Genomic DNA, 16,201 nt, shown 5'->3' with positions numbered 1-16,201 from the left:
ATCGGCCGGTGCAGCAGCACATCGTAGAATGGTCCGCGACAGGCGCTTGCGCGCCGCCCCTGGGACCTCGATGAAGAAGCTGCTGGCGCGGTTGCGCGTTGATCCATTCACCCTGGCGCTGCTGTGCACGGTCACGCTGGCCTCGCTGCTGCCGGTCACCGGCACCGCGGCCGCGATCATGGACGACGTCACCGACGTGGCGATCGCCGCGCTGTTCTTCCTGCACGGCGCGCGGCTCTCGCGCGAAGCGGTCAAGGCCGGCGCGCTGCATTGGCGGCTGCATCTGGTGATTCTAGCCTGCACCTTCGTGCTGTTCCCGCTGCTGGGCCTGTTGTTCAAGCCGCTCGCGCATCTGGCGCTGACGCCGGAGTTGTACATCGGCGTGCTGTTCCTGTGCGCCCTGCCCTCCACCGTGCAGTCCTCGATCGCGTTCACCTCGATGGCGCGTGGCAATGTGCCGGCAGCCGTCTGCGCGGCCTCACTTTCGAGTTTGCTGGGCGTGTTTTTCACCCCGCTACTGATGGGCGCAATGGTCGGCAGCCAGGGCGCAATGGCGCACCCGGCCGAGGCCATCGGCAAGATCCTGCTGCAGCTGCTGGTACCGTTTCTGGCCGGACATTTCATGCGCCCGTGGATCGGCGCGTGGGTAGAACGTCATCGCGCAGTGCTGCGTTACACCGACCAGGGCACCATCCTGCTGGTGGTGTATACCGCCTTCAGCGCCTCGGTCAACGAAGGCCTGTGGCAGAAGACACCGCTGCCAGCCTTGCTCGCCGTGCTGGGCGCTGCAGCGCTGTTGCTGGCGGTGGCCATGCTGTCAATCACCTTCATCGCACGCCGCCTGCGCTTCAACCGCGCCGATGAAATCGCCATCGTGTTCTGCGGCTCAAAGAAGAGCCTGGCCACCGGCGTACCGATGGCCAAGGTGATGTTCGCCGGCGGCGGCCTCGGCGCGATCGTGTTGCCGATCATGCTGTACCACCAGCTGCAGCTGATCGTGTGCGCGTTCGTGGCCGCGCGTTATGCGCGCACCGCACCGGACCCGCAGCCCGATAGCAGCCGCCACTAGGCGCATTCAGCGCATCGCGATTGTGACCGAATGATGACGCACTGCTGCATTCGCGCCGATCCAACGATGCGTACGGCGGGACGGCGGTTCGCATTGTCCGGCGTGTGACGCATCAAAGTCAGTGACAGTGGGAGGACGTACGCGGCGGAGCCTGCAAGGGCTGCTCGACGGCGCGTTCGGGCATCTCCTCCACGCAAAGGCTTTCCCATGGCACTGTCATTTCGTTCGCCGTCTCCCGCGCTGCTTGCGCTGTCTGCCGTCCTAGCGACGCTGACCGCCTGCGATAAGCCGACTCCATCAGCGGTCAACGCGCCGCCCGCGGCCGCCGCACGCCCGGCCGTGCCGTCCGGCATTCATTGGCAGGAAGGCAAGCTTGACGAAGCCCTCGCAGAAGCCAAGAAAACCGGCAAACCCTTGCTGCTGTACTGGGGCGCGGTTTGGTGCCCGCCGTGCAATCGGCTCAAGTCCACCACCTTCAAGGACCCGGCCTTCATCGCGCAGGCCCAGCAATTCATTGCGGTGCACCTGGATGGCGACCTGGAAGAAGCCCAGGCGGCGGGTGAACGCTTCGCGGTCAAGGGATATCCGACCATCATCATGCTGCGCCCGGATGGCACTGAAATCACACGGCTGATCGGCGACACCACGACGGCGCAACTAATCGACAGCCTGCACACGGCCACCCAGCTCAGCAGCGGCACCCAACAGCTGCTGCAGCTGGCGCTCAAGCAGCCCGCCTCCCTGAAGCATGAGGAATGGGCGCTACTCGCCAACTACGCTTGGCTTTATGACAATCACCTGGTCGACGCCAAGGAGGCGCCCCGCGTTCTGGCCGCGTTGGCAAAGGCAGCGCCACAGCCAGCACTGCAACGGCAATTCCAACTCCAGGCGGTGCTCATCGCCAAGCAGAAGCCGGTCGCAGATCCGGCCACCTACGCGTTACTGCAGGCGGTGCTCGCCGACCCGGCAGAGGTTCGCGACAATCTCCATGTCCTGCTGCCCAATGCCGCCACGCTGGTTGCCGCCTCCACCGCCGATCCAGGCAAGCGCGCCACCTTGTCGCAGGCATTCGAGCAGGTGCTGACGCGCGCCTATGCCGACCCCACGCTGCCGATCAGCGACCGCTTGCGCACCGCGTCTGCGACGATCGACCTCGCGCGCCTGGCTCAGGGGCAGACCGATGAGACGAACGAGAAAAAACCCAAGCCGCCCTTGCCGGCGGCTGTGGTCGAAACCGTGCATCAGCGCGTGCAGTGGGCCGTGACGGCCGCCAAAACTGCCGAGGAGCGTCAATCCACCATCGCCGATGCCATGCACCTGTTGGTCGATGTCGGCGACAACGACGCAGCAGAAAAATTGCTGACGGCGGAGTTGGGCCGCACCAAGACGCCGTCTTACTACATGCCGTACCTGGGTCATCTGGCCGAGGACCGCGGCGACAGCAAGACCGCACTGTCCTGGTTCAAGAAGGCCTACGAAACCCCCGGTAGCGAGGGAAATGTCCTGTATCGCGGCATGACCTATCTGGATGCGCTGATCCGGCTCAATCCGGACGATGCTGCAGGCATCGAGGCGCTGACGACTCAGGTGATCGGTGACCTGGCACACCAGACCGACGGCCACCTGCGCGAAAACCGCAGACACTTCGATCCGGTGGCCGAAGCGCTGAAAGCCTGGGGCAAACAGCACCCTGGGCAAGGCAAGGCCATGCTGGCACGGCTGCATCAGAAAGCGCAGACCCTCTGCGGCAACAAGACCGAATGCGTTGCCTGGCTAGGCTAGGACCTGGAAGCGACGTAGCACGGCGCGAGAGACATGATCGGGCACTGGCGAGCACGCGCATCCCGCGGCTCGCCAGAGTGACACCTGGTGCTAACGCACCCACGGCAGCACCAGGTGATCGACCATCAGGAACGCGAACAGCGCCATCAGATACACCACCGAGTAGCCGAACATCTTCATCGAGAACAGTTCGTCCGGCGGGTCGAGCATGCGCCACGCGTACCAGAGAAACACCGCGTTGAGCACCACCGCACCGCCCAGATAAAACGCCCCACTCATGCCCACGGCCACCGGCAGCAGCGTCACGATGGCCAGAAGCACGGTGTACACCAGGATCTGCTTGCGCGTATGCGGCACGCCATGGGTCACCGGCAACATCGGGATCGCCGCCTTGGCGTAATCGGCACGCCGGAAGATGGCCAGGGCCCAGAAATGCGGCGGGGTCCAGATGAAGATGATCAACACCAGCAGCGAGGCATTGATCCAGTCGGCGCTGGTGGGCAAACCGGTCACTGCCGCCCAGCCCAGCATCGGCGGCGTGGCACCGGCCAGCCCGCCGATCACGATGTTCTGTGAGGTCGCGCGCTTGAGATACACGGTGTAGATCACCGCATAGCCGATCAGCGAGGCAAAGGTGAGCACGGCGGTGATGACGTTCACCCAGACCACCAGGATGGTCATCGAGATCACGATCAACACGCTGGCGAAGGCCAGCACCTGCGCGGGCCGTACCTTGCCCACCACCAATGGGCGCCAGGAGGTGCGTGCCATCTGCGCGTCGATCTTGGCGTCGAGCAGCTGGTTGATGGCCGCCGCCGCCGATGCCGCCAGCCAGATACCCAAAAAGCCGAGCGCGCCGGTGCGTACCTGTAGCCAGGTCGGCATGCCGGGGATGGCCAGGAACATGCCGACCAGCGCGGTGAACACGATCAGTGCCACCACCTTCGGCTTGGTCAGGTCCCAGTAGTCGCGTGCGCTGACAGCCATCATCACTCCGGCGCGCGCAGCCGCGCCAACAGCGAGACCAGCACGAACAGCAACGCGACCGCGCCACCGTTGTGCAACACCGACACTTCCAGCGGCAGCGCCAGCTTCACGTTGAGCATGCCCAGCGTCACCTGCACCACCACCAGCAACGCCAGCGCGCCGGCCCACACACGCATGCCGGGCGAACGCGACAGACGCCATGCCAGCCACCACAGATACAGCGCGGTGGCGATCGCCCACAAGCGGTGTGCCATCTGGATAGCGATGCGCGCCGCGCCGTCCAGCACGCCGCCTTCGTAATCCACACCGATCCCGCGCCAGAGCGTGAAGCCCGCGCGGAAGTCATGCGGTGGCCACCACTGGCTCACGCACTTAGGGAAATTGTCGGCAGACCAACTGCCACCGCCACACGCCAGTGCCGCGTAGTTGGCGCTGACCCAGCCACCCAGCGCGATCTGCAGCCCCAGCACCGCCACGCCCAGACGCAGCAGCCATTTCAGGCGCGCGGCATCGGCCAGCGTGATCGGCAGGTGGGTCGCACGCCAGGCCATCCACACCAGCAGCGAGAACATCAGCATGCCGCCGAGCAGATGCCCCATCACCACGATGGGCTTGAGCAGCAGCGTCACCGTCCACATGCCCAGCAGGGCCTGGAAGATCACCACCGCCAGCGTCAGGACGGCAGCGCGGGCCAGATCGATATTGCTCCAGCGCAGCGCCGCCAGCAGCAGGATGGCTTCGCCAGCGGCCGCCACGCCCATCGCCAGCCCGTGCCAGCCGGACATGTACAGCGGGATCGACAGCGCGACCAGGGCCGCGGCGGACACCACCTGCGCAATGCCCGCACGCCGGCGACGCGCGGCCAGCAGCGTCAGTACCAGCACTTCAACGCCCAGCGCGCCAGCCAGGAAGCGGTGCACCTGCTCACGCCAGGCCTTGTGCGACTCTAGCGGGCGGATTTTGCTGGCCACGTGCGTGTTGGCTTCGTCGCTGGTCTGCGGCCAGGTGACGCGGCCATAGCAGGTGGGCCAGTCCGGGCAGCTCATGCCGGCATCGGACAGCCGCACGAACGACCCGAACAGGATCGTGCTGGCCGTGAACAGGGCAGCCAGCCAGGCCATGCGGTGGAAGTGCCGGAACAACGCCGGTGGCGCAAACAGATTCATCGAAACGGGCTCACATCAGTTTCAGCAGCTTGACCAGATCCGCACGCAGACCGGCCGGGTCGAAACCCGGGGCGTAGCGCAGGATCACGAAGCCGTTGGGGTCGATCACATACACCGGCACGCCGGCGGCATCATTGGCACGGGGCAACGCCTGGCGCAGGCGCGCATCGTCGCGAAGCACGCGTAACTCCGGCATCGCCGGCAGCCCGGCCGGTGGCGTGCCGATCCACAGCACCTCCACCTTGTCGGCGCGGTGCCCGAGCAATTGCCACACCTTGTCCAGTTCGGCCGCCAGCGCCAAGCACGGCTGCGTGCAGCCGGCAGGCGGCGCCAGGGCGATCCGCCACATGCGCTCACCCGGTGCCCATGCGTACGCGCTGCCGTCCGCACGCAGCGGCGTCAACGCGCGCAGGTCTGCGGGCGGAGCAAGCAGTTCGCCATGGTTACGCATCGCCGCCGGTTGCCAGCCAGAGAAGCGCAGCACGCCGGCCAGCAACATCGAGCCGAAGAACAGCACCGCCAGGGCGATCAGCATCCTGCGGCCGCGATTGACCGACTGCGGCGTGGCCGATGTGGATGGGGTCATGCCCGCGATTTTCTCATGCCGGGGGCGTCAGTGCCCGCGTCGATGACGGCGACGCGCACGCCACGACAACAGCGCCGCGGTGATCAGCACGGCCAGCGCCAGGCCGAACCATTGCACCGCGTAACCCAAGTGCCGCGCGGGTGGAAGCGTGTTGACCAGTAACTGCAGATCGCGCGCATAACCAACCGGAACGGCAGGATCCAGGCGCAATACCTGCGACGAAATGTCGCGCCTGTGCAAGGCCTGCTGCAACGCCTGCGGCTCCAGGCGAACCGCCAGCCAGGTCTGTGCCTGGGCGGTGCTGGCCAGTGCCGCACCAACCGCAAGCCCGGCCGACGGCGGCGCAGTCAACAACCCCTGCACTGCCTGGCTGCCGTGCAACGCGGTCACGGTCGGCAATTGCCGCGTGGCAGGCACCGGCAACCAGCCCAGATCCACCAGCACCGTTGCAGGGCTGCCTTCCGGCGCGGCCAGCTGGTAGACGCGCACACCGGCGCGCCCTCCCTGCAACTGGTTGTCCAACAACACCTGCTGCGGCAGAAAGCGCACGCGCCCGCTGACCCATGCCAGCGCGCGCGGCGCGGCCAGCGCCTGTACCAGGGTCATCGGCGTCTGCCGCACATGGGCGGCACGCTCCAGCAGCTGCTCCTTGGCCTGCATGCGCTGCAGCTGCCACTGCCCCAATGCGGCAAATCCAGCGCTCACCGCCAGTGCCAGACACCAGCCGAGCACGCCCGTGTGCTTGCGCATCATGACAATCGGCGCAAAAAGGCGTGCAATGCCGGCACCACGTCGACGACCACCGGGGCTGTTGTGAACGATTCGCTCAAGACGCTGCTGATTGTCGCCTTCCTGATCGTCATCCTATGGAACCTGGGCGCCGGGCTCTACTACCTGCTCACCGACCGCGGCCAGACCAAGCGCACGGTCAACGCATTGACCTGGCGCATCGGCTTGTCGGTGGCATTGATCGCGCTGGTGATCCTGGGCATTTACACCGGCTGGATCAAACCGCATGGCGTGGGGCGCTGAAGAGCCGGGAATCGAGAATCGGGAGTTGGGAATCGTGCATAGCAAATGCGCGACAGCTCGTGCGATTCCCCATTCCCGATTCTCTATTCCCTGCCCTCAAAGCACATACACAAACAGGAACAGCGCCAGCCACACCACGTCGACGAAGTGCCAGTACCACGCGGCGGCTTCGAAGGCGAAATGGTTGTCGCGGCTAAAGTGGCCCTTTGCCGCGCGCAGCCACATCACCGCCAGCATGATCGTGCCCAGCAGCACATGCATGCCGTGGAAGCCGGTGAGCATGAAGAAGGTCGAGCCGTAGATGCCCGAGCCCAGCGTGAGATTGAGTTCGGTGTAGGCGTGGATGTATTCCTCCGCCTGCAGGAACAGGAACACGCAACCCAACAGCACGGTCAGCCCCAGCCACAGCAATAGCGCGCCGCGTCGACCGCCTTTCAATGCGTGATGGGCAATGGTCAAGGTCACGCCGGAGCTGAGCAGGATCAGCGTGTTGATCAGCGGCAAGCCCCAGGCCGGAATGGTCTGGAACTGCCCGCCGATGGTGCCCGGGCCATTGGTCGGCCAGGCTGCGGAATACCCATTCCACAGCAGTTCGTTGGTCATCACGCCATCGCCCTCGCCGCCCAACCAGGGCAGTGTCAGCACGCGCGTATAGAACAGCGCACCGAAGAAGGCGCCGAAGAACATCACCTCGGAAAAAATAAACCACACCATGCCCATGCGGAACGAGCCGTCCACCTGGCGGTTGTAGTGGCCGGCGTTGGACTCGCGAATCACGTCGCCAAACCACATGAACAACGTCGCCAGCAACATGGCCACACCGGCGAAGAACGTCCAGCGCCCCCATCCGGCGTCGTTGAGCCAGCTTGCCACGCCGATCATCATCACGAACATCGCAATGGAGCCGACAAAGGGCCACTTGCTTTGGGTCGGGACGAAATACGCGTCGGCGTTGGGACTGTGGTCGGCCATGGCGTTGCTTCCGTGTCGGTATGAGTGGGCGATCGATTACGGCGCGGCACGCGGGGCGCTGGCTGCGCCGCCGCCTTGCAGTTCCGAGGTCAGCGTGTCATTGCGATAGAACGTGTAGGACAAGGTAATGGTGGTCACTTCCGGCGGCAGCGCCGGGTCCACGATGAAGCGCAGCGGCATGTCGCGTGTTTCGCCGGCCTGCAGCGTCTGCGCGGTAAAACAGAAACATTCGGTCTTGTTGAAGTAGCCCGACGCCCGCGACGGTGCCACCGAAGGCACTGCACTGCCCACCACTGCCCGTGCGCTGTCATTGCGCGCGAAATACTGCGCTTCGTTGAGCTCGCCGGGCACCACGTCCATGGTCATCTGCTCGGGATGGAAGGTCCACGGAAGTTTCGAATTGACACCGGCATCGAACTCCACCCGCACCGTGCGCTTGCCGGCCGCCACCGCGTTGGACGCGCCTTCGCGGGCACTGCCCGGCGCACGCTCCATGCGGATGCCGAATACTTTTTCACAGGCGATGCGATACAGCGGCACCAGCGAGAACGTCAGCACAAACACACCCAGCACCACGCCCAGCAGCTTGAACAAGCCGGCAGTGGGCGTGTGCGTGGGCAGACGCGTACTCACCGGCCAATGACCCCCGACGCGATGAAGCCGGCATAGATCAGCAGCGCAATGATGCCCACCGTGATGGCGGTACGGCGCACCGCGCGCCGCTGTTGCGCTTGCCGTTCGGCAGCGGAGAGCATGCGTGCCACCGCGGGTGCCGGCGTCGACTCAGTGGCCGATGTCTTCATGCGCAAGATCTCCAGGCTTGATCACCGGCGGCACGGTGAAGGTATGCGCCGGGGCGGGCGACGGCACCGTCCACTCCAATCCCTTGGCCCCTTCCCACGCGCGCGCATCGGCCTTGGCGCCACTGCGCAACGAGGCGAACAAGATGCCGGCCATCAGGAACGGGGTGGCGAACATGCCGAATGCACCGATCGAACTGATCAGATTCCAGTCGGCAAATACCACGTTGTAATCGGGAATACGCCGCGGCATGCCGGCCAGGCCCAGGAAGTGCTGCGGGAAGAACAACAGGTTGACAAAGATCATCGTCCACCAGAAATGGAACTTGGCCCAGGTCTCGTTGTACATGCGCCCGGTCCATTTCGGCCACCAGTAATACACCGCCGCGATCAGTGCGAACACCGCGCCAGTCACCAGTACGTAATGGAAATGCGCCACCACAAAGTAAGTGTCGTGGTACTGGAAGTCCGCCGGCACGATCGCTAGCATCAGGCCCGAGAAACCACCGATGCTGAAGAGGATCACGAACGCCACCGCCCAGAGCATCGGCGATTCGAAGGTGAGCGATCCCTTCCACATCGTGCTGACCCAGTTGAACACCTTCACCCCGGTCGGAATGGAGATCAGCATCGTGGCGAACATGAAATAGATTTCGCCACCGAGCGGCATGCCCACGGTGAACATGTGGTGCGCCCACACGATGAAACTCAGGAAGGCGATCGCCGCGATTGCGTAGACCATCGCCTGGTAACCGAACAACGGCTTGCGGCTGAAGGTGGGGATGATTTCGCTGACCACGCCGAACGCCGGCAGGATCATGATGTACACCTCCGGGTGCCCGAAAAACCAGAAGATGTGCTGGTACATCACCGGGTCGCCGCCGCCGGCCGCATTGAAGAAGCTGGTGCCGAAAAACTTGTCGGTGAGCAGCATGGTCACCGCGCCGGCCAATACCGGCATCACCGCGATCAGCAGGAAGGCGGTGATCAGCCACGCCCAGCAGAAGATCGGCATCTTCAGTAGGTCGATGCCGGGCGCGCGCATGTTGAGCACCGTGGCGATGATGTTGATTGCGCCCATGATCGAACTGACGCCGGCCACGTGAATCGCAAACACACTGAAGGCCACGTTGTAGCCGCCTTGCAACGACAACGGCGGGTACAGCGTCCAGCCACCGGCAGGCGCGCCGCCGGGCAGGAACAAGGTGAGCAGCAGCAGAGTGAAGGCCACCGGCAGCAGCCAGAACGACCAGTTGTTCATGCGGGGCAACGCCATGTCCGGCGCGCCGATCTGCAGCGGAATCATCCAGTTTGCCAGGCCGACGAAGGCCGGCATCACGCCACCGAAAATCATCACCAGTGCATGCACGGTGGTCATCTGGTTGAAGAATTCCGGCTTCACGAATTGCAGGCCTGGCTGCATCAATTCGGCGCGGATCACCACGCTCATCGCAGCGCCGATGATGAACATCACGAAGGAAAACAGCAGATACAGCGTGCCAATGTCCTTGTGATTGGTCGAGAAGAACCAGCGCTCGACGAAACCGGGCTGGTGGTGTCCGTGGTGATCGACTGCGGTGTGCGCCATGACGGAACGACCTCTGCGAAGCGATGCGGTTGCGAGCGATTAGAGAGCGGCGGACGGTGCGGCAGATGCTGTGCCGGCTGCCGGTGTAGCCTCTGCTGACGGTGCGGCGGCCCCCGGTGCGTCCGCTGGCATCGCCGGTGCTGTAGGCGCTGTCGGCGTTGCAGCGGGTGCTGCGGCCGGCGCGCCTGCCGCGCTACGACGCGATGCGAGCCAACGTTGGAATTCCGCCTTGGGCAGCGCTTCGACCACGATCGGCATGAAGCCATGGTCCTTGCCGCACAACTCGGCGCATTGCCCACGATAGACGCCGGGCTTTTCGATATTGGTCCAGGCTTCGTTGACGATGCCCGGAATGGCATCCTGCTTCCAGCCCAGCGCCGGCACCCACCAGGCGTGGATCACGTCATCGGCAGTGATCACGAAGCGGATCTTGGTATCGACCGGCAACACCAGCCGGTTGTCTACATCCAGCAGGTAGTGCGGCTGCGACGCGGCGGTGGGGCGCTCGCCACTTTGGCGGATCCGGTCGGATTCGCGCGCGAGACGGCTGGTGAACTCGACGCCCTGCCCCAGGTATTCGTACTTCCACATCCACTGATACCCGGTGACCTTGACGGTCATTTCCGACTCGCGGGTGTCGTACATCGCAATCAGTTTGGCGGTCGCCGGCCATGCCATGGCGATCAGCACCAGCACCGGAATCACCGTCCACAGCACCTCTGCCTTGGTGTTGTGACTGAATTGCGCAGCCACCGCGCCCTTGGATTTGCGGAACTTGAAGATCGCATAGCCCATTGCGCCGAACACCAACGCGCCGATGACCACGCACACCCACAGCGCCACCATGTGGGCTTCATAGGCCATGCGCGCGGTCTGGGTGACCCCGCGGCCCATGTTGAGCTGCCATTCCTTGGGATCGGCTGATTGCGCCCAGGCAGCCGGCGCACCTGCAAGCGCCAACACGGCCGAGCCACATTTCATGTACGTCGCGTTCCAGCTGCTGCGTTGCGTCATTGCCTAGACCCTTACGTCATCGGTGACGGCCATTGGCGGCCGCGAGCAAGCGTTTCAGCGTATCTGCCAGTTCCACACGTTCGGCCGGCCCGAGAAAGCTCCCGATCTCGATCTGCCTGCCGCTGCTCACCAGCAACACCCTGTCGTCGCGTTCCGTGCGCAACCGCACCCAGTGCGGATGTGCCTGAAACGCTGGTGGCGCACGCCCGGAAGGAAACACTTCAACTACCGTTTCCCTCACCCGGATCGCTTCTACACGCTCGCCGCTTCGCCACAACTGCCGCAGCGCCAGCGCCACCACACCACTGTGCAACAGGGCGAACACCGGCGCGAACGCATTGCCGGTCCACCACCCCAGGCCTGCAAACAACCACATCGTTCCCGCCAACACCGCAAACAACTGCACGAATTGCCTGGCACTCATTGCCCGCGGAGGCCGTAACCGCACCTGCGTCCCAACCCCTTCGGACATCAACGGCAGTACTTCGATCATGGCAACACGCAGCGGACTGCGGGAATGTCCCGATGGTAGTCCCGGGCGAACGCATGCGGCAAGCGTTTCGCGCGAATCACCGATGCTGCACTGCAGCTAAAAACTGCGCGAAAAATCAATCACTTCCCGCTAGCGGGGGTTTTATCGCGGCGCGCGCGTGGGCGATCACGGCGTTGCGCGACGGCATGCACAAAACGGCAGAAAAGCTGCCGCTTCCACACAAGTGCGCAGCCGTGCGGGCTCTCTAGAATGAGCGCGGATTCCCAGGCACCTTACGCATGAACGCCCAGCCAGACACGTTTGCCTCTTCCCACGCCGCGCGCCCACTGTTGGCGCCCGAACTGCCCGCCCCGCCCGGCGCCTTGCGTGCCGCTATCACCGCTGCCTGGCTCAAGGACGAAACCGAGCACGTCCGTGAATTGCTGGAGCAGGCGCGCTTGCCTGCCGCCGAGCAGGCCAAGGTGCAGGCGCTGGCCGCCGACCTGGTCACCCGGGTGCGCGCACGTGCACAGGATCAGGGCGCGATCGAAGCCTTCATGCGCCAATACGATCTGGGCAGCGAAGAAGGCGTGCTGCTGATGTGTGTGGCCGAAGCCTTGCTGCGCATTCCCGACCAGGACACCGCCGACAAGCTGATCCGCGACAAGCTGGGCGAGGCGGACTGGAAAAAACACGTGGGTGGCAGCGATTCGGTGCTGGTCAACGCATCCACCTGGGGCCTGATGCTCACCGGTAAGCTGGTGCAGCTCAACGACCTTACCCGCGCCGATGTGCCGGGCGCCTTCAAGCGGCTGATCGGCCGCGTCGGCGAGCCGGTGATCCGTTTGGCCGTGCGCCAGGCGATGAAGATCATGGGCCACCAGTTCGTCATGGGCCGCACCATCGGCGAGGCGCTGGCGCGTTCGCGCAAGGGTGACAACGCCAATTACCGGTATTCGTTCGACATGCTCGGCGAAGGCGCGCTGACCATGAAGGATGCGCAGCGCTATCTGCAGGCGTATCGCGATGCCATCCACGCCATCGGCCGCAGTGGCAGCTTCGTCGGTACCGACGTGTTCGCCGCGCCCAGCATTTCGATCAAATTGTCCGCGCTGTATCCGCGCTACGAACACGCCAAGCGCGCACGCGTGATGGCCGAGCTGGTTCCCGGCGTGCTGGAGCTGGCGCAACTGGCCAAGTCCTACGGCATCGGCTACACCGTCGATGCCGAAGAGGCCGACCGCCTGGAACTGTCGCTGGACATTATCGAAGCCACGTTCTCTGATCCATCGCTAGATGGTTGGGAGGGCTACGGGCTCGCAGTGCAGGCGTATCAGAAGCGCACGCTCTACACGATCGATTTCCTTGCCGATCTGGCGCGTCGCGTTGGCCGCCGCATTCCGGTGCGTCTGGTCAAGGGCGCGTATTGGGACGCAGAGATCAAGCGTGCGCAGATCGACGGCCACCCCGGGTATCCGGTATTTACCCGCAAGCAGAACACCGACGTGTCCTATCTGGCCTGCGCACGCCGCATGTTCGCGCACAGCGACACGCTGTACCCGATGTTCGCCACCCACAACGCCCAGACCATCGCTGCGGTGCGCGCGATCTCGGCAGGGAAAACCTACGAACACCAGAAACTGCACGGCATGGGCGATGACCTATATGCCGAGGTGATTCCGGCTGATCGGCTGGGATTGCCGTGCCGGGTGTATGCGCCGGTCGGCTCGCACGAAGACCTGTTGCCGTACCTGGTCCGTCGCTTATTGGAAAACGGCGCCAACTCCAGCTTCGTCAATCGCATCACCGATGAAGACGTCGCCATCGAAGACCTGATCCGCGATCCGGTCGAGGCGGTGTCCTCGTTTGCGTCCATCCCGCACCCCAAGATCCCGCTGCCGGCCGACCTGCTGCGCAGCCAGAACCAGAACAGGAAGAACTCCATGGGCGCCAACCTCGCCAACGATAACGATCTGCGGCAGCTGGCCGACCAACTCACCGCCGCAATCAAGCCGTGGAAGGCCGCGCCGCTGGTGCCGGGCGCCGTGATCACTACGCCAAGCGAAGCCGTGCTCAACCCGGCCGACCGCCGCGAGACAGTTGGCCACTGGCAACCTGCGGACCCGGCCACCGTGCAGAAGGCATTAGCGTCTGCAGCCGCCGCCCAGCCAGCCTGGAATCGCACGCCCGCCGCCAGCCGCGCCACCATCCTCGAACACGCCGCAGACCTGCTCGAGGCCCGCATGCCGGAGTTCATGGCGATCTGCGTCAAGGAAGCAGCCAAGACCCTGCCGGACGCCGTGGCCGAGGTACGCGAAGCCGTGGACTTCTTGCGCTATTACGCTGCACAGGCGCGTGCGCAGTTTGGTGCGCCTGAGCGCCTGCCGGGCCCCACCGGCGAATCCAACGAGCTGCAACTGCATGGTCGCGGCGTGTTCGTCTGCATCAGCCCCTGGAACTTCCCGCTGGCGATCTTCCTGGGCCAAGTGGCTGCGGCGCTGGCGGCAGGCAATACCGTCATCGCCAAGCCGGCCGAGCAGACCAACCTGGTGGGCTTTGCGGCGGTCAAACTCTTGCACGAAGCCGGCGTGCCGGAAGCCGCTGTGCAGTTCTTGCCCGGCGATGGCGCCACGGTCGGCGCCGCGTTGACCAACGATCCCCGCGTTGCCGGCGTCGCCTTCACCGGCTCCACCGATACCGCCCGCATCATCAATCGCACGCTCGCCGCGCGTGACGCCGCGATTGGTGTACTGATCGCCGAGACTGGCGGCCAGAATGCCTTCATCGCCGACTCGTCCTCGCTCCCGGAAGCCGTAGTCAAGGACGCCATCTCCAGCGCCTTCATCTCTGCTGGCCAACGCTGCTCGGCCGCCCGCGTGCTGTTCGTGCAGGACGACATCGCCGACAAGGTCATGACCATGCTCGCTGGCGCGATGGGCGAACTGAAAATCGGCGACCCGGCCCTGCTCTCCACCGACGTTGGCCCCGTAATCGACGCCGATGCCCTGAAGATCCTGGAAGAACACGCGAGCCGCATGGACAGCGAAGCACGCCTGATCGGCACGACCACGCTGGACAGCGCCACGGCACACGGCAGCTTCTTTGCTCCACGCGCTTACGAACTGAAGTCACTGGCGCAGCTGCAGCGTGAGATCTTCGGCCCCGTGCTGCACGTCATTCGCTGGAAAGCCGACCAGCTGGATGCGGTCATCGATCAGATCAACGCCACCGGCTATGGCCTCACCCTGGGCGTGCATTCGCGGATCGATGAGACCATCGAACGCATCACCTCGCGCGTGGCCGTAGGCAATGTTTACGTCAATCGCAACCAGATCGGCGCTGTGGTCGGGGTGCAGCCGTTCGGTGGTCAGGGACTGTCAGGCACCGGCCCGAAGGCCGGCGGCCCTCACTACCTGCTGCGCTTTGCCACCGAAAAGGTCGTCACCGTTAACACCACCGCAGCCGGCGGCAATGCTTCGCTGCTGACCTTGGGTGACTAAGGCCGGGAGTGCCGCACCTTGGTAGCTAGCTCTGCGATTAGTCCGTGGGCGTGGCAAGGCAACGCTCCCGAACGATCCTTGCAGGAAGCCTAGATGTAAAGAAGTACGTGTTCCATGACAGCCATAACTACTGGGAAAGCCCCAATTGTTATCGCATCACTAGAGTGCAGAAAGTTCGACTGCACATTTTCGCTCGTCGAATTTAGCGCTTGAAACAAGAAAACCCCTCAGAAGCGGGGTTTTCTTTTGGCGCAACGGATAGGCCTCGCCGAGCGCAAAACGGCTGTGGATCTACGCGCAGCCGATGCCTCAGCACATGATTCAAAACTAGTATGGCTTAGCAGTGCCAAACACCGCGATGCAACGCAATTGGCTACTACCCGCGCGATCTAAGCAGCTTTCGGGATAGCACTGCATTTCGCGAATCTGCACCATACCAACTAGCCAAGCAGCGTCAATTTGCGCTAACTCAACCATCTAGACCCCTGGCTATTGCATAGGCCAAGCGCGCATTCGGATGACTACATCCAGGCTAGCGCCTCGCTGATCACCAGTGCTGATGCTGGATAACGACTTCATTGATGGCTAGTAATACGACACCACTTCAATGGGGCTTGTAGGCTTGTCGGCAGTGGTGCTGGACGACTGACCAGCAAGTGGACGCGCCGACTAAACTTACAAACGGTGTCGTCTTTGAGCACTTACATGAGCCCCAACCTACTACCGGTGTATCGCCTCGCGCTGGCCTGAGCCTTTGCTCCACCGCTTACGACATCGCTCTTTAAGAAAGGCTAGAAGCTACCTCATAGCTATACGTTCCACGGCTCTTCCTTGAGGCAACGCAACAGAAGAGAGTCATATCAGGAATGTGCTCACACCTCGCATGCGACTAAGCACACCACTCATCTGTGCAGCAGAGTGCAGTAAATGCTATTACCCCGTGCCGAAGAGGCCAAGGTCTTTACGCATAGCGCCTACACATAACGCCAGGCTGAGCAGCTAAGCGGACTAAGAAACGGTCGATCCAGGCAGCCTCTCCGCTAGGGCAGTTAGTTGGAGACCCCGGTCGCCAACGACAACGCCAAAGCGAGCGTGTCCAAGCCGAGTCAGCATTAAAGCGCTAGGACCGCGCGTCCACGTACGGCCATCTTCTCGCCGATGGTCCTGTCTTTGTTCAGATTGCAGGCAAAAAGAAACCCCCAATCCTTTCGGACTGAGGGTTTCGGGTAAAGC

14 protein-coding genes are annotated in these 16,201 nt (G+C 63.8%); 4 read left to right on the top strand and 10 right to left on the bottom strand.

The window, feature by feature from the left end; translation table 11 throughout:
* Window positions 1–28 precede the first annotated feature (28 nt).
* Window positions 29–1,069, top strand: coding sequence for a bile acid:sodium symporter family protein (locus QRM60_RS18935; RefSeq protein WP_193589133.1), 1,041 nt, complete (start codon window positions 29–31; stop codon window positions 1,067–1,069).
* A gap of 207 nt (window positions 1,070–1,276) precedes the next feature.
* The gene (locus tag QRM60_RS18930; RefSeq protein WP_285446840.1) at window positions 1,277–2,851 is read left to right on the top strand and encodes a thioredoxin family protein; all 1,575 of its coding nucleotides are present in this window, start codon (window positions 1,277–1,279) and stop codon (window positions 2,849–2,851) included.
* A 90-nt stretch (window positions 2,852–2,941) separates the two neighbouring features.
* Here QRM60_RS18930 and cyoE read toward each other — a convergent pair whose 3' ends face one another.
* Genes cyoE through QRM60_RS18910 form a run of 4 tightly spaced genes read right to left on the bottom strand, consistent with a single transcriptional unit; the run spans window position 2,942 to window position 6,343 of the window.
* Window positions 2,942–3,838: a heme o synthase gene (gene cyoE, locus QRM60_RS18925; protein ID WP_285446839.1), complete on the bottom strand. Its 897-nt coding sequence runs from the start codon at window positions 3,836–3,838 to the stop codon at window positions 2,942–2,944.
* Between the two features lie 2 nt (window positions 3,839–3,840).
* Window positions 3,841–5,004 carry a COX15/CtaA family protein gene (locus tag QRM60_RS18920; protein ID WP_042595320.1) on the bottom strand — a complete coding sequence of 388 codons (1,164 nt, stop codon included), beginning with the start codon at window positions 5,002–5,004 and terminating at the stop codon, window positions 3,841–3,843.
* Window positions 5,005–5,014: 10 nt separating this feature from the next.
* On the bottom strand, window positions 5,015–5,590 hold the full coding sequence (locus QRM60_RS18915) for a hypothetical protein (protein ID WP_285446838.1): 576 nt from the start codon (window positions 5,588–5,590) through the stop codon (window positions 5,015–5,017).
* A gap of 27 nt (window positions 5,591–5,617) precedes the next feature.
* Entirely contained in the window at window positions 5,618–6,343 is a 726-nt protein-coding gene (locus QRM60_RS18910; RefSeq protein ID WP_119958868.1) for an SURF1 family protein, read from the bottom strand.
* A gap of 60 nt (window positions 6,344–6,403) precedes the next feature.
* On the opposite strand from QRM60_RS18910, the gene QRM60_RS18905 reads away from it, so the two are divergent.
* Window positions 6,404–6,622: a twin transmembrane helix small protein gene (locus QRM60_RS18905; RefSeq protein WP_011038908.1), complete on the top strand. Its 219-nt coding sequence runs from the start codon at window positions 6,404–6,406 to the stop codon at window positions 6,620–6,622.
* Between the two features lie 96 nt (window positions 6,623–6,718).
* Here the strand turns inward: QRM60_RS18905 and QRM60_RS18900 are convergent, their stop codons facing one another.
* From QRM60_RS18900 to QRM60_RS18875, 6 genes are read right to left on the bottom strand one after another with little or no spacing between them, the layout of a single operon-like run.
* On the bottom strand, window positions 6,719–7,594 hold the full coding sequence (locus tag QRM60_RS18900) for a cytochrome c oxidase subunit 3 (RefSeq protein ID WP_042595322.1): 876 nt from the start codon (window positions 7,592–7,594) through the stop codon (window positions 6,719–6,721).
* 36 nt (window positions 7,595–7,630) lie between these two features.
* Complete coding sequence (locus tag QRM60_RS18895; RefSeq protein WP_228417471.1) at window positions 7,631–8,227, bottom strand: cytochrome c oxidase assembly protein; 597 nt, start codon at window positions 8,225–8,227, stop codon at window positions 7,631–7,633.
* Window positions 8,224–8,349: a hypothetical protein gene (locus tag QRM60_RS18890; RefSeq protein WP_006449739.1), complete on the bottom strand. Its 126-nt coding sequence runs from the start codon at window positions 8,347–8,349 to the stop codon at window positions 8,224–8,226. The genes QRM60_RS18895 and QRM60_RS18890 overlap by 4 nt, the downstream gene beginning before the upstream one ends.
* Window positions 8,350–8,377: 28 nt before the next feature.
* Complete coding sequence (gene ctaD / locus QRM60_RS18885) at window positions 8,378–9,982, bottom strand: cytochrome c oxidase subunit I (protein ID WP_114999697.1); 1,605 nt, start codon at window positions 9,980–9,982, stop codon at window positions 8,378–8,380.
* Window positions 9,983–10,021: 39 nt separating this feature from the next.
* Window positions 10,022–10,996 carry a cytochrome c oxidase subunit II gene (gene coxB / locus QRM60_RS18880; RefSeq protein WP_115531174.1) on the bottom strand — a complete coding sequence of 325 codons (975 nt, stop codon included), beginning with the start codon at window positions 10,994–10,996 and terminating at the stop codon, window positions 10,022–10,024.
* A 16-nt stretch (window positions 10,997–11,012) separates the two neighbouring features.
* Window positions 11,013–11,489, bottom strand: coding sequence for a DUF2244 domain-containing protein (locus QRM60_RS18875; protein ID WP_285446837.1), 477 nt, complete (start codon window positions 11,487–11,489; stop codon window positions 11,013–11,015).
* Between the two features lie 278 nt (window positions 11,490–11,767).
* Here QRM60_RS18875 and putA point away from each other — a divergent pair, with 278 nt between their 5' ends.
* Window positions 11,768–14,968, top strand: a complete 3,201-nt coding sequence (gene putA / locus QRM60_RS18870; protein ID WP_285446836.1) for a bifunctional proline dehydrogenase/L-glutamate gamma-semialdehyde dehydrogenase PutA — start codon at window positions 11,768–11,770, stop codon at window positions 14,966–14,968.
* The last annotated feature ends 1,233 nt before the right edge of the window (window positions 14,969–16,201 follow it).

Origin of the sequence: Xanthomonas sp. fls2-241-TYG-148, from assembly GCF_030208815.1 — a bacterium.
Taxonomy (GTDB): domain Bacteria; phylum Pseudomonadota; class Gammaproteobacteria; order Xanthomonadales; family Xanthomonadaceae; genus Xanthomonas; species Xanthomonas campestris.
The sequence above is the reverse complement of the archived record's forward strand: the minus strand, read 5'-3'. Positions and strand labels throughout refer to the sequence as shown.

Coding starts and splice junctions, on each gene's coding strand:
- QRM60_RS18890 (WP_006449739.1), bottom strand. CDS start 8,349: ATGCTCTCCGCTGCCGAACGGCAAGCGCAACAGCGGCGCGCGGTGCGC.
- QRM60_RS18915 (WP_285446838.1), bottom strand. CDS start 5,590: ATGACCCCATCCACATCGGCCACGCCGCAGTCGGTCAATCGCGGCCGC.
- coxB (WP_115531174.1), bottom strand. CDS start 10,996: ATGACGCAACGCAGCAGCTGGAACGCGACGTACATGAAATGTGGCTCG.
- putA (WP_285446836.1), top strand. CDS start 11,768: ATGAACGCCCAGCCAGACACGTTTGCCTCTTCCCACGCCGCGCGCCCA.
- QRM60_RS18875 (WP_285446837.1), bottom strand. CDS start 11,489: ATGATCGAAGTACTGCCGTTGATGTCCGAAGGGGTTGGGACGCAGGTG.
- QRM60_RS18935 (WP_193589133.1), top strand. CDS start 29: ATGGTCCGCGACAGGCGCTTGCGCGCCGCCCCTGGGACCTCGATGAAG.
- QRM60_RS18910 (WP_119958868.1), bottom strand. CDS start 6,343: ATGATGCGCAAGCACACGGGCGTGCTCGGCTGGTGTCTGGCACTGGCG.
- cyoE (WP_285446839.1), bottom strand. CDS start 3,838: ATGGCTGTCAGCGCACGCGACTACTGGGACCTGACCAAGCCGAAGGTG.
- ctaD (WP_114999697.1), bottom strand. CDS start 9,982: ATGGCGCACACCGCAGTCGATCACCACGGACACCACCAGCCCGGTTTC.
- QRM60_RS18900 (WP_042595322.1), bottom strand. CDS start 7,594: ATGGCCGACCACAGTCCCAACGCCGACGCGTATTTCGTCCCGACCCAA.
- QRM60_RS18920 (WP_042595320.1), bottom strand. CDS start 5,004: ATGAATCTGTTTGCGCCACCGGCGTTGTTCCGGCACTTCCACCGCATG.
- QRM60_RS18930 (WP_285446840.1), top strand. CDS start 1,277: ATGGCACTGTCATTTCGTTCGCCGTCTCCCGCGCTGCTTGCGCTGTCT.